The 16,248-nt window shown below is 74.9% G+C and carries 20 protein-coding genes; 8 read left to right on the forward strand and 12 right to left on the reverse strand.

Annotated elements, in window-relative coordinates; translation table 11 throughout:
• Window position 1 precedes the first annotated feature (1 nt).
• The 3 genes from ACI79B_RS01020 to ACI79B_RS01030 form a co-directional block, all read right to left on the reverse strand.
• Window positions 2–1,510, reverse strand: coding sequence for a leucyl aminopeptidase family protein (locus ACI79B_RS01020; RefSeq protein ID WP_456926247.1), 1,509 nt, complete (start codon window positions 1,508–1,510; stop codon window positions 2–4).
• Between the two features lie 107 nt (window positions 1,511–1,617).
• Window positions 1,618–1,785 (reverse strand): DUF3117 domain-containing protein, encoded by a 168-nt coding sequence (locus ACI79B_RS01025; RefSeq protein ID WP_012947303.1) that lies wholly within the window; start codon window positions 1,783–1,785, stop codon window positions 1,618–1,620.
• A gap of 74 nt (window positions 1,786–1,859) precedes the next feature.
• Entirely contained in the window at window positions 1,860–2,513 is a 654-nt protein-coding gene (locus tag ACI79B_RS01030; protein WP_456926248.1) for a DNA-3-methyladenine glycosylase I, read from the reverse strand.
• A gap of 117 nt (window positions 2,514–2,630) precedes the next feature.
• Between ACI79B_RS01030 and ACI79B_RS01035 the strand changes: the two genes are divergently transcribed.
• Window positions 2,631–3,806 (forward strand): DUF222 domain-containing protein, encoded by a 1,176-nt coding sequence (locus ACI79B_RS01035; RefSeq protein WP_456926249.1) that lies wholly within the window; start codon window positions 2,631–2,633, stop codon window positions 3,804–3,806.
• A 1,046-nt stretch (window positions 3,807–4,852) separates the two neighbouring features.
• Window positions 4,853–5,179: a hypothetical protein gene (locus ACI79B_RS01040; RefSeq protein ID WP_456926250.1), complete on the forward strand. Its 327-nt coding sequence runs from the start codon at window positions 4,853–4,855 to the stop codon at window positions 5,177–5,179.
• Window positions 5,180–5,356: 177 nt separating this feature from the next.
• On the opposite strand, the gene ACI79B_RS01045 is transcribed toward ACI79B_RS01040, so the two are convergent.
• From ACI79B_RS01045 to ACI79B_RS01055, 3 genes are all read right to left on the reverse strand, one after another.
• Window positions 5,357–5,707 carry a hypothetical protein gene (locus tag ACI79B_RS01045; RefSeq protein ID WP_456926252.1) on the reverse strand — a complete coding sequence of 117 codons (351 nt, stop codon included), beginning with the start codon at window positions 5,705–5,707 and terminating at the stop codon, window positions 5,357–5,359.
• A 265-nt stretch (window positions 5,708–5,972) separates the two neighbouring features.
• Window positions 5,973–6,269 (reverse strand): hypothetical protein, encoded by a 297-nt coding sequence (locus tag ACI79B_RS01050; protein WP_456926253.1) that lies wholly within the window; start codon window positions 6,267–6,269, stop codon window positions 5,973–5,975.
• A 272-nt stretch (window positions 6,270–6,541) separates the two neighbouring features.
• Window positions 6,542–7,438, reverse strand: coding sequence for a DMT family transporter (locus ACI79B_RS01055; protein ID WP_456926254.1), 897 nt, complete (start codon window positions 7,436–7,438; stop codon window positions 6,542–6,544).
• 47 nt (window positions 7,439–7,485) lie between these two features.
• On the opposite strand from ACI79B_RS01055, the gene ACI79B_RS01060 reads away from it, so the two are divergent.
• On the forward strand, window positions 7,486–7,845 hold the full coding sequence (locus ACI79B_RS01060; protein WP_456926255.1) for a hypothetical protein: 360 nt from the start codon (window positions 7,486–7,488) through the stop codon (window positions 7,843–7,845).
• Between the two features lie 6 nt (window positions 7,846–7,851).
• Here the strand turns inward: ACI79B_RS01060 and ACI79B_RS01065 are convergent, their stop codons facing one another.
• The gene (locus tag ACI79B_RS01065) at window positions 7,852–8,700 is read right to left on the reverse strand and encodes an ABC transporter permease (protein WP_456926256.1); all 849 of its coding nucleotides are present in this window, start codon (window positions 8,698–8,700) and stop codon (window positions 7,852–7,854) included.
• A complete protein-coding gene (locus tag ACI79B_RS01070; protein WP_456926257.1) occupies window positions 8,697–9,644 on the reverse strand; it encodes an ATP-binding cassette domain-containing protein in 948 nt (315 codons plus the stop codon). Before ACI79B_RS01070 ends, ACI79B_RS01065 begins: the two co-directional genes overlap by 4 nt.
• A gap of 114 nt (window positions 9,645–9,758) precedes the next feature.
• On the opposite strand from ACI79B_RS01070, the gene ACI79B_RS01075 reads away from it, so the two are divergent.
• The 4 genes from ACI79B_RS01075 (at window position 9,759) to ACI79B_RS01090 (ending at window position 12,421) form a co-directional block, all read left to right on the forward strand.
• A complete protein-coding gene (locus tag ACI79B_RS01075) occupies window positions 9,759–10,463 on the forward strand; it encodes a TetR/AcrR family transcriptional regulator C-terminal domain-containing protein (protein ID WP_456926258.1) in 705 nt (234 codons plus the stop codon).
• 58 nt (window positions 10,464–10,521) lie between these two features.
• Window positions 10,522–11,151 (forward strand): LysE family translocator, encoded by a 630-nt coding sequence (locus ACI79B_RS01080; RefSeq protein WP_456926259.1) that lies wholly within the window; start codon window positions 10,522–10,524, stop codon window positions 11,149–11,151.
• Between the two features lie 80 nt (window positions 11,152–11,231).
• Window positions 11,232–11,699 (forward strand): DUF2243 domain-containing protein, encoded by a 468-nt coding sequence (locus ACI79B_RS01085; protein ID WP_456926260.1) that lies wholly within the window; start codon window positions 11,232–11,234, stop codon window positions 11,697–11,699.
• Window positions 11,696–12,421, forward strand: a complete 726-nt coding sequence (locus ACI79B_RS01090; protein WP_456926261.1) for a cytochrome c oxidase assembly protein — start codon at window positions 11,696–11,698, stop codon at window positions 12,419–12,421. Before ACI79B_RS01085 ends, ACI79B_RS01090 begins: the two co-directional genes overlap by 4 nt.
• Here ACI79B_RS01090 and ACI79B_RS01095 read toward each other — a convergent pair.
• Genes ACI79B_RS01095 through dapE form a run of 4 tightly spaced genes read right to left on the reverse strand, consistent with a single transcriptional unit; the run spans window position 12,409 to window position 15,214 of the window.
• Window positions 12,409–12,873, reverse strand: coding sequence for an SRPBCC family protein (locus ACI79B_RS01095; RefSeq protein ID WP_456926262.1), 465 nt, complete (start codon window positions 12,871–12,873; stop codon window positions 12,409–12,411). The two genes, ACI79B_RS01090 and ACI79B_RS01095, sit on opposite strands and share 13 nt — an antisense overlap.
• Complete coding sequence (locus ACI79B_RS01100; protein WP_456926263.1) at window positions 12,866–13,261, reverse strand: DivIVA domain-containing protein; 396 nt, start codon at window positions 13,259–13,261, stop codon at window positions 12,866–12,868. The genes ACI79B_RS01095 and ACI79B_RS01100 overlap by 8 nt, the downstream gene beginning before the upstream one ends.
• Before the next feature lie 7 nt (window positions 13,262–13,268).
• The gene (locus tag ACI79B_RS01105; RefSeq protein WP_456926264.1) at window positions 13,269–14,111 is read right to left on the reverse strand and encodes an LOG family protein; all 843 of its coding nucleotides are present in this window, start codon (window positions 14,109–14,111) and stop codon (window positions 13,269–13,271) included.
• Entirely contained in the window at window positions 14,108–15,214 is a 1,107-nt protein-coding gene (gene dapE / locus ACI79B_RS01110) for a succinyl-diaminopimelate desuccinylase (protein WP_456926265.1), read from the reverse strand. The genes ACI79B_RS01105 and dapE overlap by 4 nt, the downstream gene beginning before the upstream one ends.
• 53 nt (window positions 15,215–15,267) lie before the next feature.
• Between dapE and dapD the strand changes: the two genes are divergently transcribed.
• Window positions 15,268–16,245 carry a 2,3,4,5-tetrahydropyridine-2,6-dicarboxylate N-succinyltransferase gene (dapD, locus tag ACI79B_RS01115; protein ID WP_456926266.1) on the forward strand — a complete coding sequence of 326 codons (978 nt, stop codon included), beginning with the start codon at window positions 15,268–15,270 and terminating at the stop codon, window positions 16,243–16,245.
• Window positions 16,246–16,248: the final 3 nt, after the last annotated feature.

The raw sequence follows: 16,248 nt of genomic DNA on the forward strand, positions 1-16,248 counted from the left end.
CTCAGTCCGTCACGGTCGGGGGCGGGTCGAGCGGGGCGCCGGCCTCCAGCCAGCGCAGCAGCGTGCGGGCGCCGAACCCGGTGCCGCCCTTGACCACCTCGGCGTCGTCGGAGCCGGCCCGGGCCGGGCCCGCGATGTCGAGGTGCGCCCACGGCAGGTCGCCGGCGAACGGGCGCAGGAACAGCGCGGCCGTGGTGCCGCCCGGGTTGCCGGGGGCGTTGTTCGCGTCGGCGACGTCGCTGTCGAGCAGGTCGGCGTACTCCTCGGCCAGCGGCATCCGCCAGACCCGCTCGCCGGCGTGCAGCGCGGCGGTGGACAGCGCGCCGGCCAGCCCGTCGGTGGTGGCGTACAGCCCGGCCGTGCGGGCGCCGAGCGCGGTCCGCATCGCGCCGGTGAGCGTGGCGACGTCGACCAGCGCGGTGGCGCCCAGGTGCAGCCGGGCGTGGGCGAGGCCGTCGGCGAGCACCATCCGGCCCTCGGCATCGGTGTTCCTCACCTCGGTGGTGCGCCCGCCGACGTGCCGGACGACGTCGGCCGGGCGGTAGGCCGACCCGGACACCGCGTTCTCCGCGGCCGGGACGACTGCGGTGACCGCGACCGGCAGCTCCAGGCGGGCGGCGGCGTCGACCGCAGCGAGCACCGCCGCTCCCCCGGCCATGTCGGTCTTCATCTCGCGCATCCCGGGGCCGCGCTTGACCTGCAGGCCGCCGGTGTCGAACGTGATGCCCTTGCCGACGAGCACCGGCCGGTCGGGGCCGGCGCCGGGCGGCGCGTACGCGGCGACGACGACCCGCGGCGGGGACGCCGAGCCGCCGCCGACGGCGAGCACGCCGCCGAATCCGCCCGCGGCCAGTTCCTCGGGGCCGAGCACGGTGACGGTCACGTGCGGCAGGCCGGAGAGCCGCTCGACGGCCTGCCCGGCCAGCCAGGCGGGGTCCTTCGTGTTGCTCGGGGTGTTGACCAGGTCGCGGGCCCAGACGACGGCGGACCCGGTGACCTCCCCGGCGCGGGCGGCGGCGACGACGGCGGGGTCGTCGGCGTCGGCGGCGACCACGGTGACGGTGGCCAGCCGGCGCGGGTGCGGCTTCGACGTCTCGCGGAACCGGTAGCCGGCCAGCAGCGCGGCCTCGACGGCGGCGCGGACCTCGTCGGCCCCGGCGGGGGCGGTGGCGGCGTCGAGGGGCAGGACCAGCCGGGTGGCGCCGTGCTCGGCGAGGGTCTGCGCGCGGCGCACCGCGGTGGCGACGTAGCCGCGCAGGTGCGGCAGCGTCCCGTCGCCCAGGCCGACGGCGACGACGCTGCGCGGGGTGCGGCCGGGGACGGGCAGGTTGGTGATCGCGCCACGCCGGCCGGTGTTGCCGGTGTCCTGGAGCGCGCCGGCGAGCAGGTCGGCCGGGACCGGCGGGGCGGTGCCGGGGGCGGGCGAGGTCAGCCACGCCGGCAGCGTGCCGCCGGACCCGACCGGGACGGCGAGGACGTCGTCCCCGGTGAGGCGCGGCAGGCGGGCCACCAGTTCGACCCGCGGCAAGGGTGCGGCCCCGGTCGCCGGCGTGCTGCCGGCGGCCGGGGCCGCGTCGTCCTGCGCGGTGCTGCCCGAGGGCGAGCTCGCGGGGACGTTCAGCTGGTCGCGCCCTTCAGCGCCTCGGAGAGCGCTGCGGCCTCGTCGGGGGACAGTTCGACGACCAGCCGGCCGCCGCCCTCGAGCGGCACCCGCATGACCAGGCCGCGCCCCTCCTTGGTGACCTCCAGGGGACCTTCACCCGTGCGCGGCTTCATGGCCGCCATGCGTGCCTCCTTCGCCGGCCACCCGTCGCTCCTGTGCGGCTGCGGTGTGGCTGTGTCTCGTGCAGTGAGCTCCGCTACCCATGATCCCGTATGACCGCCGCGGAACCAACCGGAGCCCCCTCCCGGGTGGCGCGGAAGCACGTCGCGACGTGGTCGTCGACCATGCCGGTGGCCTGCATGAGCGCGTAGGCGGTGGTCGGCCCGACGAAGACGAACCCCCGCCGCTTGAGCTCCTTGGCCATCGCGGTGGACTCCGGACTGGTGGCCGGGACGTCGGCGAGCGTGGCCGGCCGCGGGCGCTCCCCCGTCGGCGCGAACGACCACAGCAGCGCCGACAGGCCTTCGGGGAGCTCCTGCGCGGCGCGGGCGTTGCGGACGGCGGCGGCGATCTTGGCGCGGTTGCGGACGATGCCGGCGTCGGCCATCAGGCGGGCCTCGTCGTCGGCGGTGAAGGCGGCGACGGCGTCGATGGAGAAGCCGGCGAATGCGGCCCGGAAGGCGGGGCGCTTGCGCAGGATGGTGATCCAGGACAGGCCGGACTGGAACGCCTCGAGGCAGAGCCGCTCGAACAGCGCGTCGTCGCCGTGCAGCGGGGTGCCCCACTCCTCGTCGTGGTAGGCGACGTACTCGGGGGCGCTGTCACCCCAGGCGCAGCGCACGCGGTCGGTGGTCGGCACGGGCTCCACGCCGGCGACGCTAGTGCCGCCGTCCGACAGGTCGGTCGTCATGGACAGGTCCTACCGCCGTCCGGACCGGCTGGGCAACGGCGGTCGGGGATCTGTGGACGGCCCGCTGACCTGGGGATTCGTCGTGTAGATGGCTCCGTGATCGGCTAGCCTTCGTACATGTGTTCGAGTGAGCTGGGTGGCGGTGACGTCCTCGACGACGTCGCCGCGCTGGTCGCCGAACGCAACCGGATCGACGCCCGGCTGACCCGCGCGGTGCGTGCCGCCGAGCTGGAGCAGGCGCCGGAGCGGGACGGGCTGAGGTCGATGGCCTCCTGGCTGCGCGGGCACTGCCGGCTGTCCACCGCGGAGGCGTCGCGGCTGGTGCGCAACGGCCGCGCCCTGGAGCACCTGCCGGCGCTGGCCGAGGCCCACGAGGCGGGATTGGTGTCGGCCGAGCAGGTCGCCGTCGCCGCCCGCGCCGTGACCCCCGAGCGGCTGGCCTCGGCTCTCGAGCAGGGCGTGGACCTGGCCGTGATCGACGCGGTCCTCACCGGCGTGGCGATCGAGCGCGCGCACGCCGACCTGGTGCAGGTGGTGCAGCACTACTGCACCGACCTGGACCCCGACGGGCCCGAGCCGGATCCCACCGAGGGCCGGTCGCTGACGCTGTCCCGGCACGCCGACGGGTCGCTGTCCTTCCGCGGCCATCTGGACGCGGTCGGCGGGGAGAAGGTCCAGGCTGCGCTCGAGGCGCACGTGCAGGCCGACCGGCCGGCCAGCGACGAGCGCACCCGCGCCCAGCGGCTGGGGGATGCGCTGGTGCAGGTCGCCGACAACGTGCTCGCCGCCGGGACGCTGCCGCAGTTGCGCGGGCGCAAGCCGCAGATCGCCGTCGTGATCGATGTCGAGGACCTGGTCGACCCGCACGGCGGCCCGAACGCCGGGCGGATGGGCTTCGGCGCCACCATCTCCGCCGCCCGCGCTCGCTGGCTGGCCTGCGACGGCGCCGTCTCCCGGGTGGTGTTCGGCCCCGACGGCGCACCCCTCGACCTCGGCCGGGAGCAGCGGCTGATGAGCCGGCACATCCGCCGCGCCGCCGAACTCCGCGACGGCGGCTGCGTGTTCGCCGGCTGCGGCGCCCCGACCTGGTGGTGCGACGTCCACCACCTCGTCCACTGGATCGACGGCGGCGACACCTCCCTGGAGAACGCGGCTCTCCTCTGCGAACGGCACCACACCCAGGTCCACCACGGCTTCCGCGTCGAACGACAACCGACCGGCCGATGGCGCACCTACCGACCGGACGGCACCGAGATCACCGTCCGGCCGCCACTGCGCGCCCCCGCCGCCTGAGCTCGGCTCCGGTCACATGCGGGACCGGGGGCCGTCCTGGGATCACGCGAGCCTTCGCTGCTGCCGGTGTCCCTGAGCGGCTCACCCAGGGTCATGCGCTGCAGGGACGAGGCCAGGTGCGGTCGATGGCCTTCGCTGTCGTGGCCGAAGACCCTGAGGACTGGCGCGATGTCTCAATGTCGGTCAGTCGGTCACTCTGGGACATGGTGACGCCGGCTCTGCGCTAGGTCTCGGTCGGCCTGGTCGACAAGACCATCGTGGCTCGCTTCGCATACGAACGCCCACCATCCGACTTGGAACGCGATCTCGTGTCCCTGGCCGAGAGCAACGTCATTGCGGACTACCCCCAGTCTGTTTTCACCGACTTCCGCGCCGTCCATCGACCGATGACCACATCCCGAGTATTCGAAGACGGGACCCACTGGTGGTCCTACATGCGCCACGAACCGGACAGGACGTGAGCGGCGCTTCCTCGGGTCGCTTCCCGGGCGAGGTGCGTCACCCGTAGCGAGACGACGCCTGGTGCTCTGAGACCGCCCCGAGACCAGTCAGCCGGCTGTCCCGGAGGGGCCCACTACGGGACACCCGAGCTCGGCGAGCGCGCCTCATGCCACGGCGGGGACTGGGACGCCGACCTCGAGGTCAGGTGCCACTGCCTGCGACACCGGGAACAGAGGTGAACGCCCGTCGGCCGCTTGCGCTCGGCTTCCGGACTCCGCTTCTGGATCGCCCGTAGAGCCAGCAGTGCTGCCACTTGGGACGGGTAGCGCTTCTCGGGGCAGCCCGACATCTCGGTGCATCCCTCTGTGCGAGGTGCTCGGTCGGCTCACATCCGGCCCGGCACCGCGGCGCACGCCTCATCGCGGGCGGCCACATCACTCCTGGGAGGAGCGCTTCAGGTCGGCATACGTGGGCGCCGAAGCCACTGCTTCGAAGCCGCCCTCCTGGCGAGCAGGCCTGGTGTCCCGTAGCGGCCCATTCAGGGGCACGACGGGGCTTGGCGATCAAGCGCGGCGACCAGTCGACCGGCGTGCCACCATGCGTCCATGTCAGCGCTCAGCGCGGCGGGTCATGTAGCCCTGCTGCTCGTGCCGTTGGCCGTGATGGGCCTGGCCTTCGTCGTCGTCCCGGTCGTGTTGACCCAGCGGAAACAGTGGTCCACAGCCTCTGCACTGCTCGCGATGCTGGCCGCCACAACGTGCGCCGCCTTCGTTGTCATCAGTGCACAGCAAGCCGATGCGAATCCGGGCGGCAGCGCGGAGGGTGCGATGGGGACAGATGTTCCAGAATTGCTGCTGCCGCCGCTGCTGTTCGGGGTGCTTGCGCTGGTTGCCGGTAGGCGATGGCCGCGCCTCGCTCAAGAGCGCGGCTGACTGGACTCGCCCAGGACGTAGGCCTGAGCCGATGCCATGCATGGGCTGACCCGGGCGGAGCGTCCGAGAGCGAAGTCGTGTCCTCATGCGGCCCACCTAGGGACATCGCCCTGGACCGGCGGTGATCAGGAACGTTGGGGACATGTGCTGAGGCGTCCGCTGCCACCATCAATGCGCTCACAAAGCAGGAGTTGGCTCAGAGCTGGGGTTCACTGCCGGTGCAGAGGCCACCCCATCCGCCGTGGTGGGCCGCGTGGACGTCGCGATGTGCAGAGCCAGTCCCAGGACGACCAGCACGGCAAGCGCAGGGAGCCGCTCGTCGGTCACGGAGTCGTTCTGCTGCTCGGCGATGACGGTCAGCAGGTCCTTCGCCACCCACCCGTTGACCACCTGCTGCTGTGGCGCACCCTCAGTGCGCGCCTCGTTGAGCTCATAACTGGCCAGCGCACTCGCGATGTCCGAGGATCGATCGCTGGACTCGTCAGGTGCCATCGCGAACCAGATGACGACGGCGGCGAGCGCAAGCACGATGGCGCCAACTCGACGGACAAGGGGCACAGTCGCTCCTCAAGAACGGGCGCACTCGGCGCCCGATGCGTTACGTGGTCGTTCCGGTTATCGACCACCCCGCCCGGCCCTCGCGTCGAAGACGTATCGAATCGGTGACCGTGACGGGTCCGACCTCCGCGCGTCCTGGAGTGGAAGAGCTCGACGGTCAGGAGCAAGGGCCGAAGCATCGCTCCGCACTGAGCCGGGACCGGTGTCCCCAAGCGGCCCACTGTGGGACAGCCGGTCAGTCCTCCGCGTCGTCCTCCGCGGGCCGGCGATGCCATGCGCCGTGCTCTTCGCACCATGCAGCGACCCACCCGAGCGGTAGGTCGGCCATGGCTGCCAGCTGTGGGCGGTCGTTGACGACGTGCGAGAGGTGGACGATGCGACCATCGGCAGGGTCGCTCGTCGTTCCGCAGAGGAACTGCCAGCCGCCGTCGTCCTCGTCGTGGGACACCAGCCGTACGGGAGCGCCGTCCAGGACTTGTCGAGTCGTGATCACCCCGAGGTCGGGCGGCTCGGCGAATGGCCAGTCGCTCACGGCCTGCACGCTCCCACATGCTTGCCGGCCGGAGGAGCAGGACGCGGCGATGGCCCCGCCTGTCGCGGTCCTGTCCTCGAGGACGGGCCAGGCCCCGAGGGTGTCCCACAGGCCGCCTTCAGGGACACGGGGAGCGGGCACGTGATCCGCAGGACCGGATCCAAGCGCTCGTGGCGCGGCAGCCCTGTCGCCCGCCCGGGCAGGTCGTACGACCTCGCGTCCCTGCGACCGCCTCCGCGGGCGACCGTCCGCCCGGCCGGGACCCGCGGGCCTCAGGGGACCGCGGCGTCCACTGCGACGGGAGCGGGCGCGGGGGCGTTGCGCCGGGTGGCGAGCACGCAACCGACGAGCACCAGCGGCAGCCCGACGGCGAGGCCCAGGGTGAACGGCTCCCCCAGCAGCAGGACGCCGACCACGACGGCCACCGCCGGGTTCACGAACGTGATCACCAGCGCCCGCTGCGGCCCGACCTCGCGGATGAGCGCGAAGAAGAGCACCAGCGCCACCGCCGTGCACACCACGCCGAGCGCGATGAGCGACGCCAGCGCGGACACCGATGCGTCGGCCACCTCCCCGACCCGCGGCAGCGCGAACGGCGCGTACACCAGCGCGGTGATCGTCAGCGCGATCGCGCTGACCGCCACACCGGGGACGTCGGCCAGCGAGCGACTGGCCACCAGCGGCGCGGTGCCGTAGCCGATGACGACCAGCACGACGGCGAGCACCGGCAGCAGCGCGATGCCCTCCACGTCGAGACCGAGCAGCGCGGCGATGCCGACGACACCCAGCCCCATGCCCGCGAGCCGCACCGGCGTCAGCCGCTCCTCGCCACCGAGCAGCCGCGCGGCCAGCGCGGCGACGAACGGCACCGAGGCCACCAGCAGCCCGGTCAGCGAGCTCGACAGCGACACCTCGGCGTAGGACAGCAGCAGCCACGGCCCGGTCATCTCCAGGACCGTGAACACCAGCAGCGCCCGCCAGTGCCGCAGCGCCGGCCGGATCTGCCCGCGGGCCAGCGTCCACGGCAGCAGCAGCGCCGCCCCGATCGCGCACCGGGCGAAGACGACCACGACCGGCGACGTCTCCTCGACCGCCACCTTGATCAGCAGGTAGGGCACTCCCCAGATGACCGACATGGCCAGGAACAGCGCCCATCCGCGACGACTCACCGCGACATCCTCACCGATCCGGCACCCGTTCCCGTTGCGCATCCCCGGTGACCGGCGTTGGACTCCTCGTCGTGGACCCCGGCCGGCGCTTCGACCTCCTGGTGGAGGCCCTCGCCACCCGGCCCGGCGTCGGCCCGCCCGGCGCGGGCGGCGGCCGGGGCTTCGGCTCGGCCGCGCTCACCGTCGACGGGTCGATCTTCGCGATGGTCGTCGGCGGCGCCCTGGTGCTGAAGCTGCCGCGTCACCGGGTGGAGGGCCTGGTCACCGCCGGCACCGGGCTGCCCTTCGCCGCGGCCAACGGCACCCCGATGCGCGAGTGGGTCGCGCTCGACCACGGCACCCCCGAGTCCGATCTGGCCCTCGCCGAGGAGGCCATGGCGTTCGTGGCCGCCCGCCGGCGCACCTGACGACCGCTACTCGGGGCGGCTGAACAGCCAGGCGGCGACCGCGAGCAGCGCCGCGCCCACCCCGCCCACGATGACGACGTCGAGCCAGACCGGCACCGGCCAGCCGCCCCAGTGCAGCGCGACGGCGTCGGCCGCAGCCGGGTCGACGTAGTGCAGGACCAGCCGCCGCACGGCGTCGACGCCGTAGGTGATCGGGTTGGCCAGCGCGAGGGCGTGCAGCCACCCCGGCAGCGCGCCGCTGACCGGGAAGAACGCGCCGGACAGGAACATCAGCGGGGCGAGCAGCAGCTGCACCCGGGGCATGACGGTCTGGATCTGGTCGACCCGGACCGCGATCACCAGGCCCAGCGCGGTGATCGAGAACGCGACGAGGAACAGCAGCGCGATCGTCCCGACGATCATGAGCGGCGCGTACGGGACGCCGACCAGCCCGGCGAGCGCCAGCAGCACGACCGACTGCAGCGTCGCCACCGTCGCCCCGCCCAGCGCCTTGCCCAGCACGATGCTGGTCCGGCTGACCGGCGCGACGAGCATCTCCCGCAGGAAGCCGAGCTCCCGGTCCCAGACGATCGAGATCGCCGAGAAGACGGCGGTGAACATGACCGAGGTGGCCAGCACGCCGGGGAACAGGAACGTCGAGTAGTCGGCGTCGCCGAAGGTGTCGACCGGGAGCGTGGCGCCCAGGCCCTCGCCCAGCACGAACAGGAACAGCAGCGGCTGGGCGAACGACGACAGGATCCGGCCGCGGTCGGTGCGGAACCGCAGGATGTCGCGATGCCAGACCACCTTCACCGCGCGCAGCTCGTGCCGCAGGCCCCGGCCGGCCAGCCGGACGGGAGCGGTGGTCGCGGTCATCGCCGGCCTCCCCGGAACACGGCCGCCACCATCGGGTTGCGGCCGGCCGCCGCCTGGCGGTCGGCCATGCGCGCGCCGGTGTAGGCCAGGAACACGTCGTCCAGCGTCGGCCGGGACACGCTCACCGAGCGCACCGTGAGGCCGAGCTCGAACAGCCGTGGCACGAACTGCTCGCCGTCGGGGGTGAGGACGACGAGCGCCCCGCCCTCCCGCTCCGTCTCCACGCCCAGTCGCTCGCGCACGAGCGCCTCGGCGGCGTCGTCGTCGGTGGTCGTGACCCGCACCCGGTCGTGGCCGACGCTGGCCTTGAGCGCCGAGGGCGTGTCCAGCGCACCGATCCGTCCGGCGTCGACGATCGCGATGCGGTCGCAGCGCTCGGCCTCGTCCATGTAGTGCGTGGTGAGGAAGACGGTGATGTCCTCCTCGGCGCGCAGCCGGTCGACGTAGCGCCACAGCGACGCCCGCGACTCCGGGTCCAGCCCGATGGTCGGCTCGTCGAGGAACAGCACGCGCGGCGAGTGCAGCAGGCCGCGGGCGATCTCCAGCCGGCGCTTCATGCCGCCGGAGAAGGTGCGCACGAAGGAGCCGCGGCGGTCGGTCAGGCCGACCATCTCGAGGACGACGTCGATCCGCGGCCCGACCTCGGCCCTCGGCATCCCGTAGATGTCGGCGTGGAAGCGCAGGTTCTGCTCGGCGGTCAGGTGGTCGTCGAGGGTGGTCTCCTGGAACACCAGGCCGATGTGCCGGCGCACCTCGGTGCGGTCGCGGACGACGTCGAAGCCGGCCACCCGCGCGGTGCCGGCGGTGGGTCGCAGCAGCGTACAAAGGATCTTGATGGTGGTGGACTTGCCCGCACCGTTCGGGCCGAGGAAGCCGAACAGCTCGCCCCCGCGCACCGTCAGGTCGATGCCGCGCACGGCCTCGACCTCGTCGAACGTCTTCACCAGGCCGGCGGCCTCGACCGCGGGCGGACGGTCGGCAGCGGCCTCCCCCGACGGGGTCCCTAACGCCGTTAGAGTCACCCCCGGAGCGTCCTCGAACACCGTTAGAGTGTCAAGGTGCCGATCTCGAGGGACGACGTCGTCCGCGCCGCCGTCGAGGTGCTCGACGACGAGGGCCTGGCGGGCCTGACCCTCCGCGGGGTGGCCGCGCGGCTGGGCGTGAGCGCGCCGACGCTCTACTGGCACGTCAAGGACAAGCGGCACCTGCTGGACCTGGTGGCCGACTCCGTCATGGCGGAGGTGCCGGAGAGCACGCGGGCGCCGCGGCCGGGCGAGCCGGTCTGGGAGTGGCTGGCGGAGGCGAGCCGGGTCCGGCGGGCGCTGCTGCTCGCCCACCGCGACAGCGTCCAGGTGGTGGCGGGCAACCGGCCGACCGAGGTGGCGCTGCCCGGCATCGAGCGCACGCTGCGCGTCCTGGTGGAGGCGGGGCTGGAGCCGGGCGAGGCGGTGCGCGTGGTGACCGCGCTGGGCTCGTTCGTCCTCGGGGACGCGCTGGAGACGCAGACGGCGCTCGACCGGCCGGCGGGCGAGCCGGCGGGCGGGTCGCCCGACGACCCGGGCCGCTTCCCCACCCTCACCGCCGCGGTCCCCACGGCCGGCGGCGACGAGGAGCGGTTCGAGGAGGGGCTGGCGCTGTTCCTCGACGGGCTGCGCGCCCGCCTGGAGCGCCGCGCCCGCGCCCGGCGCGGGGCGGCCCTCGGCGCCCCGGGTCCGGAGGTGGAGCGCCTGGGCCCGGGGGCGCCGGTGCCCGCGCGGGACTGACCCCCGCACCCCGCGGGACCCACCTGCCCGGGGCGGCCCGATGGGTACCGTCGACGGCGTGGACCGGTCGGGATACGGGACCTTCGTCGTCCTCGCCGTCGTGCTCGTGCTGGTGCCGGGGCCCGACGTCGCCGTCGTCCTGCGCAACACCCTCGGCGGCGGCCGGGTACGCGGCTCGTGGAGCGCGGTCGGCATCACCGTCTCCAACGTCCTGCAGGGAGCGGCCGCCGCGACCGGCCTGGCCGCGCTGGTCGTGCGCGTGGAGCCGCTGTTCCAGGCGATCCGCTGGGCCGGGGTCGCCTACCTGACGTTCCTCGCCGTCCAGGCGTTCCGGTCGGCGGTGCGCGGCCGGTACCCCGACCTCGGCGACGGCGGGCCCGACGCCGGCCGGGCCGCGCTCACCGGCCTGCGGCAGGGCTTCCTCAGCAACGTGACCAACCCGAAGGTGCTCGCCTTCTACCTCGCCGTCCTGCCGCAGTTCCTCGCGCCGGGCACCGCGGTGCCGGTGCTGCTGGCCTACGCGCTCACCCACGCCGCGGTCGGGCTGGTCTGGCTGCTCCTGCTGGTGGCCGGGGTGTCCCGGGCGCGACGGGTGCTGGCACGCCGCCCGGTCCGGCGGGCCCTCGACGCGTTCACCGGCTGCGCGCTGCTGGCCTTCGGCGCGCGGCTGGCGGTCTCGCGCGGCTGACCCGCACCGCCGACGCGGCGCCGTTTCCCGGCCGTGCCGGCCGGGCAGCGCCCGGGGACACCCGACGACGGGAGGGCCCCGTGCCCGACGAACTCCCCCGGCCGGCGCCCCGGCGCCGGCTGCTGGTCTCCGGCCTGCTGCTCGGCGCCGGCACCGCGGGCGCGGTGGACGAGATCGTCTTCCACCAGCTGCTGCACTGGCACCACTTCTACGACCGGGCGAGCGGCGCGGCCGGCCTGGTCTCCGACGGGCTGCTGCACGCCGGCACGTTCTCCGCCGCGGTCGCGGGCCTGGCGCTGCTGGCCGACGCCCGCCGCCGCGGCCCGTTCGCCGCCGTCCTGTGGTGGGGCGCGGTGCTCACCGGCGCCGGCGCCTTCCAGGTGTGGGACGGCCTGGTGCACCACAAGCTGCTGCGGCTGCACCAGGTGCGCTACGGCGTCGACCTCACCGGCTACGACGTCGCGTGGGTGCTGCCCGGCGTGGCGCTGCTGGCCGCCGGGGTGCTGCTGCTCCTGCGCGCGCGGGGACGCCCCGTCCCGCGCACGTGACCGCCGTCCTCGCACTGCTGCTCGCCGCGGCCGCCGCCTACGTCGCCGCGACCTGGCGCTGCCGCCGTCCGTGGCCGCTCGCCCGCACCGCCGCGTGGCTCGCCGGGCTGGCCGCCGCGGCGGTGGGGGTCGCCGGGCCGGGCACCGCCCACACGGACCTGCACGCGCACATGGCCGCGCACCTGCTGGTGGGCATGGTCGCCCCGCTGCTGCTCGTGCTCGCCGCCCCGGTCACCCTCGCGCTGCGCGCCCTGCCGCCGCCGGCCGCGCGTCGGCTGTCCCGGCTGCTGCGCACCGCCCCCGCCCGGTGGCTCGCCGACCCGCTCGTCGCCGTCCCGGTCAACGCCGCCGGGCTGTGGCTGCTCTACGGCACCGGGCTGCACACCGCCGTGGCGCACCGGCCGGGCCTGGCCGCGCTGGTCTGGCTGCACGTGCTGGCCAGCGGCCACCTCGCCACCGCCGCGGTGCTCGCCGTCGACGCGGCGCCGCACCGCCGGCCGGTGGCCGTGCGCGCGCTGGCGCTGGCCGGCGGCGCGGCCGCGCACGACGTCCTGGCCAAGGTCCTCTACGCGCACCCGCCCGCGGGCACCGTGGGCGCCGAGGAGGGCGCGCGGCTCGTGTACGACGGCGGCACGGTGGTCACCGTGCTGACGGCGGCGCTGCTGTGGCGGCGCTGGTACGTCAGCCGCGACGCCGTCCGGGCGGCCGCTCAGCCGGCATAGGCGCGGGCGAAGCGGGCGAACCGGCGCAGCGCGACCCGGAAGCCCACGACGACGAACGGGCGCGCCAGCGGCCAGCCGGCCCGGCCGAGCAGCCCGAACGGCGGGTACCACCGTTCGGTCAGGACCAGGTCGGTGCCGCCCCCGGCGGGCGTCAGCTCGAAGATGCCCGGCCCGCGCACGATCCGGCCGGTGTGCTGGACGACCACCCGCCGCGGCGGGTCCCACTCGGTGACCACCATCGTGTCGAGCACGCCGAGGTGCCGGCCGCGCCGCCACGGCAGCGGGACGCCGGTGCGCGCGGCCAGCCGCACGCCGACGCCCTCCACCGCGTCGGTGACCACCTCGACGTCGGTCGCCGGCATCCACCGCCCCTGCGCGCGCCAGTCGGTCAGCGCCGCCCACACCTGCTCGGGCGACGCCTCCACGCGGACCGGCAGGACCACCTCACCCATCCCGGCGCACCCCGTCCCCGGTCGGCGCCCCGCCCGGCCCGTCGCGGTCCGGCAGCGGGAGGTCGGGGTCGGTGTCGGCGTCGGCGGCCCGCGGCGCCGGCACCGCGCGCAGCGCCGCGATCGTCTCGTCGCGCTCGTCCAGCGCCAGGGCGAGCTGCTCGAGCAGCCAGTCGACCTCGCTCATCCGGTAGCCGCGTACCGCCACCGACACCTGCAGCCCGCGCACGTCCTCGCCGGTCACCGGCCGGTCGTCGGGCAGCTCGACCGGCGAGCGGTCCAGCTCGGCCGGCGGCTGGGTCTCCCCGCGGCCGAGCAGCAGCGACCCGCCGAGGAACAGCAGCGCCCCCACGACGGCGACCGCGGCGATCCCGACCAGCAGGGACAGCACGGCCGCCTCAGCCCTCGACCGGCTCGACCGGCGGGGCCAGCGGCGCCCGCATGCCCCCGCCGCCGTCCCCGTTCTGCCGGGCGGTCTCCGCCTCGCGGATCAGCGCGAGCACCTCGTCGACGTCGTCGGTGACGGTGAACAGGTCCAGGTCGCCGGCGTTGATGGTGCCCGCCTCGACCAGCGTGCCGCGGATCCAGTCGACCAGCCCCGACCAGTACGCGCTGCCGAACAGCACGACCGGGAAGCGGGTGACCTTGCGGGTCTGCACCAGCGTCAGCGCCTCGAACAGCTCGTCGAGGGTGCCGAAGCCGCCGGGGAGGATGACGAAGGCCTGCGCGTACTTCACGAACATCGTCTTCCGCACGAAGAAGTAGCGGAAACTGATGCCGAGGTCGACCCACTCGTTGAGCTCCTGCTCGAACGGCAGCTCGATGCCCAGGCCCACCGACAGCCCGCCGGCCTCCGACGCGCCGCGGTTGGCCGCCTCCATCGCGCCCGGCCCGCCGCCGGTGATGACCGCGTAGCCCGCCCGCGCCAGCGCCGCGCCGATCTCCACGCCGGCCGCGTAGTGCGGGTGGTCGGGCCTGGTGCGGGCGCTGCCGAACACGCTGACCGCCCGCGGCAGCTCGGCGAGCAGGCCGAAGCCCTCGACGAACTCGCTCTGGATGCGCAGCACGCGCCACGGGTCGGTGTGCACCCAGTCGGTCGGTCCGCGGCGGTCGAGCAGCCGCTGGTCGGTCGTCGTCCCGACCGTCTGCGGGTCCGGCTCGCCCCCGCGCAGCGTGATCGGGCCCCGGTGACGGGTCGGGCGCGGCCTCCGCGCGCCGTCGGGCGGGGGGACGGTCGTCATGCGCTGCCTCCGGACAGGTAGGCGGTCAGGGCGTCCTCGGCCGGCTGCAGCCGGTCCACGAGCACGGACTCCTCGCGGGTGTGCGCGAGCTGGGGGTCCCCCGGCCCGTAGTTGACCGCCGGGATGCCCAGGGCGGCGAACCGGGCGACGTCGGTCCAGCCGAGCTTGGCCCGCGCCGGCCGGCCGACGGCGGCGACGAAGGCCGCGGCGGCGGGCTCGGTCAGCCCGGGCAGCGCGCCGCCGGCGTTGTCGACGACGGTCAGGGTGGCGCCGGCGGCCAGCGCGTCGGCGAACACCTCGCGGACGTGCGCCTCCGCGGCGTCCTCGTCCCGGTCGGGGGCGTAGCGGAAGTTGACCGTCACCCGGCACTCGTCCGGCACGACGTTGCCCGCGACCCCGCCCTCCACCCGGACGGCGTTGAGCCCCTCGCGGTAGGTGCAGCCGTCGATCTCGACCTGCCGCGCCTCGTAGGCCGCCAGCGTGCCGAGGATCCCGGCGGCGCCGTGGATCGCGTTCACGCCGAGCCAGCTGCGCGCCGAGTGCGCCCGGCGGCCGGTCACCTCCAGCACCGCCCGCAGCGTGCCCTGGCAGCCCGCCTCGATCTCGCCGTCGGTGGGCTCCAGGAGGACGGCGAGGTCGCCATAGAGCCAGCCGCGCCGCTCGCGGGCCACCCGGCCGAGGCCGCTCTTCGCGGACTCGACCTCCTCGTTGTCGTAGAAGACGAACGTGACGTCGTGCGCGGGCTCCGCCCCCGGGACGCCGAACCGGCCGGCCAGCCGCAGCATGACGGCGTCGCCGGACTTCATGTCGCTGGTGCCGCAGCCGTGCAGCCGCCCGTCCTCGACCCGGCTCGGCACGTTGTCCGCGATCGGCACGGTGTCCAGGTGACCGGCCAGCACGATGCGGGTGTCGCGGCCGAGCGTGGTGCGGGCGAGCACGGTGTCGCCGACCCGCTCGACCTCCAGCCCGCCGAGCTCCCGCAGCGCGGCCTCGACGGCGTCGGCGAGCACCCGCTCGTCACCGGAGACCGACGGGGTGTCGACCAGCGCCCGGGTGAGGGTGAGGACGTCGGCGGACAGGTCCAGGTCGAGCGCGCCGGTCACGGTGCCCGAGCCTACGGGCGGGCGGTGCGGCGTCGCTGGGTAGCGTCGGGACCGTGACCGCTCCACGCTCCGCCGTCGCCGCCGGCCTCGCGACCATCACCGCCTCCGGCACCGTCCTGGACACCTGGTACCCCTCCCCCGCGCTCGGCGGCGGCGACGGGCCGGCCGGGACCCACCAGCTCGGCACCCTGGAGCTCGGGGGCGAGCTCGGGCACGAGTTCTCCGGGCTGGTGCGCACCGACGACGCCCGCGGCGTGGAGGTGGTCGGCGTCCGGACGGTCGTCCCCGACCTCGACGCGCCGCCGGCCGACGCCCACGACGTCTACCTGCGGCTGCACCTGCTCTCGCACCGCCTGGTCCGCCCGCACGGCGTCAACCTGGACGGCGTCTTCGGCCTGCTGGCCAACGTGGCCTGGACCAGCGCCGGCCCGGTGCTGGCCACCGAGCTGACCCCCGCCCGCCGCGCGACCCTGCGGGCGGCGCACGGGCACGTGACCGTGCTGTCGGTGGACAAGTTCCCGCGGATGGTCGACTACGTGGTCCCCGCCGGCGTGCGGGTCGCCGACGCCGACCGGGTGCGGCTCGGCGCGCACCTGGCCGAGGGGACGACGGTCATGCACGAGGGCTTCGTCAACTACAACGCCGGCACGCTCGGCCCCTCGATGGTCGAGGGCCGGATCAGCGCGGGCGTCGTCGTCGGCGCCGACAGCGACATCGGCGGCAGCGCGTCGATCATGGGGACGCTGTCCGGGGGCGGCAAGGAGGTCGTCTCCATCGGCACCGGCTGCCTGCTCGGCGCCAACTCCGGCATCGGCATCTCCCTCGGCGACGACTGCGTCGTCGAGGCCGGCTGCTACGTCACCGCCGGCTCGCGGATCACCCTGCCCGACGGGACGGTCGTCAAGGGCCGCGAGCTGTCCGGCCGCGACGGGCTGCTGTTCCGCCGCAACAGCGTCTCCGGTGCGCTGGAGGCGCTGCCGCGGTCGGGCCAGTGGGGCGCCCTCAACGCCGCCCTGCACGCCAACGACTGAGTG

It is taken from the genome of Geodermatophilus sp. SYSU D00879, assembly GCF_054050375.1.

Bases quoted from the DNA above. Each gene is read 5' to 3' on its own strand.
- ACI79B_RS01025 (WP_012947303.1), bottom strand. From the start codon at position 1,785: ATGGCGGCCATGAAGCCGCGCACGGGTGAAGGTCCCCTGGAGGTCACC.
- ACI79B_RS01030 (WP_456926248.1), bottom strand. From the start codon at position 2,513: ATGACGACCGACCTGTCGGACGGCGGCACTAGCGTCGCCGGCGTGGAG.
- ACI79B_RS01035 (WP_456926249.1), top strand. From the start codon at position 2,631: ATGTGTTCGAGTGAGCTGGGTGGCGGTGACGTCCTCGACGACGTCGCC.
- ACI79B_RS01040 (WP_456926250.1), top strand. From the start codon at position 4,853: ATGTCAGCGCTCAGCGCGGCGGGTCATGTAGCCCTGCTGCTCGTGCCG.
- ACI79B_RS01065 (WP_456926256.1), bottom strand. From the start codon at position 8,700: ATGACCGCGACCACCGCTCCCGTCCGGCTGGCCGGCCGGGGCCTGCGG.
- ACI79B_RS01095 (WP_456926262.1), bottom strand. From the start codon at position 12,873: ATGGGTGAGGTGGTCCTGCCGGTCCGCGTGGAGGCGTCGCCCGAGCAG.
- ACI79B_RS01105 (WP_456926264.1), bottom strand. From the start codon at position 14,111: ATGACGACCGTCCCCCCGCCCGACGGCGCGCGGAGGCCGCGCCCGACC.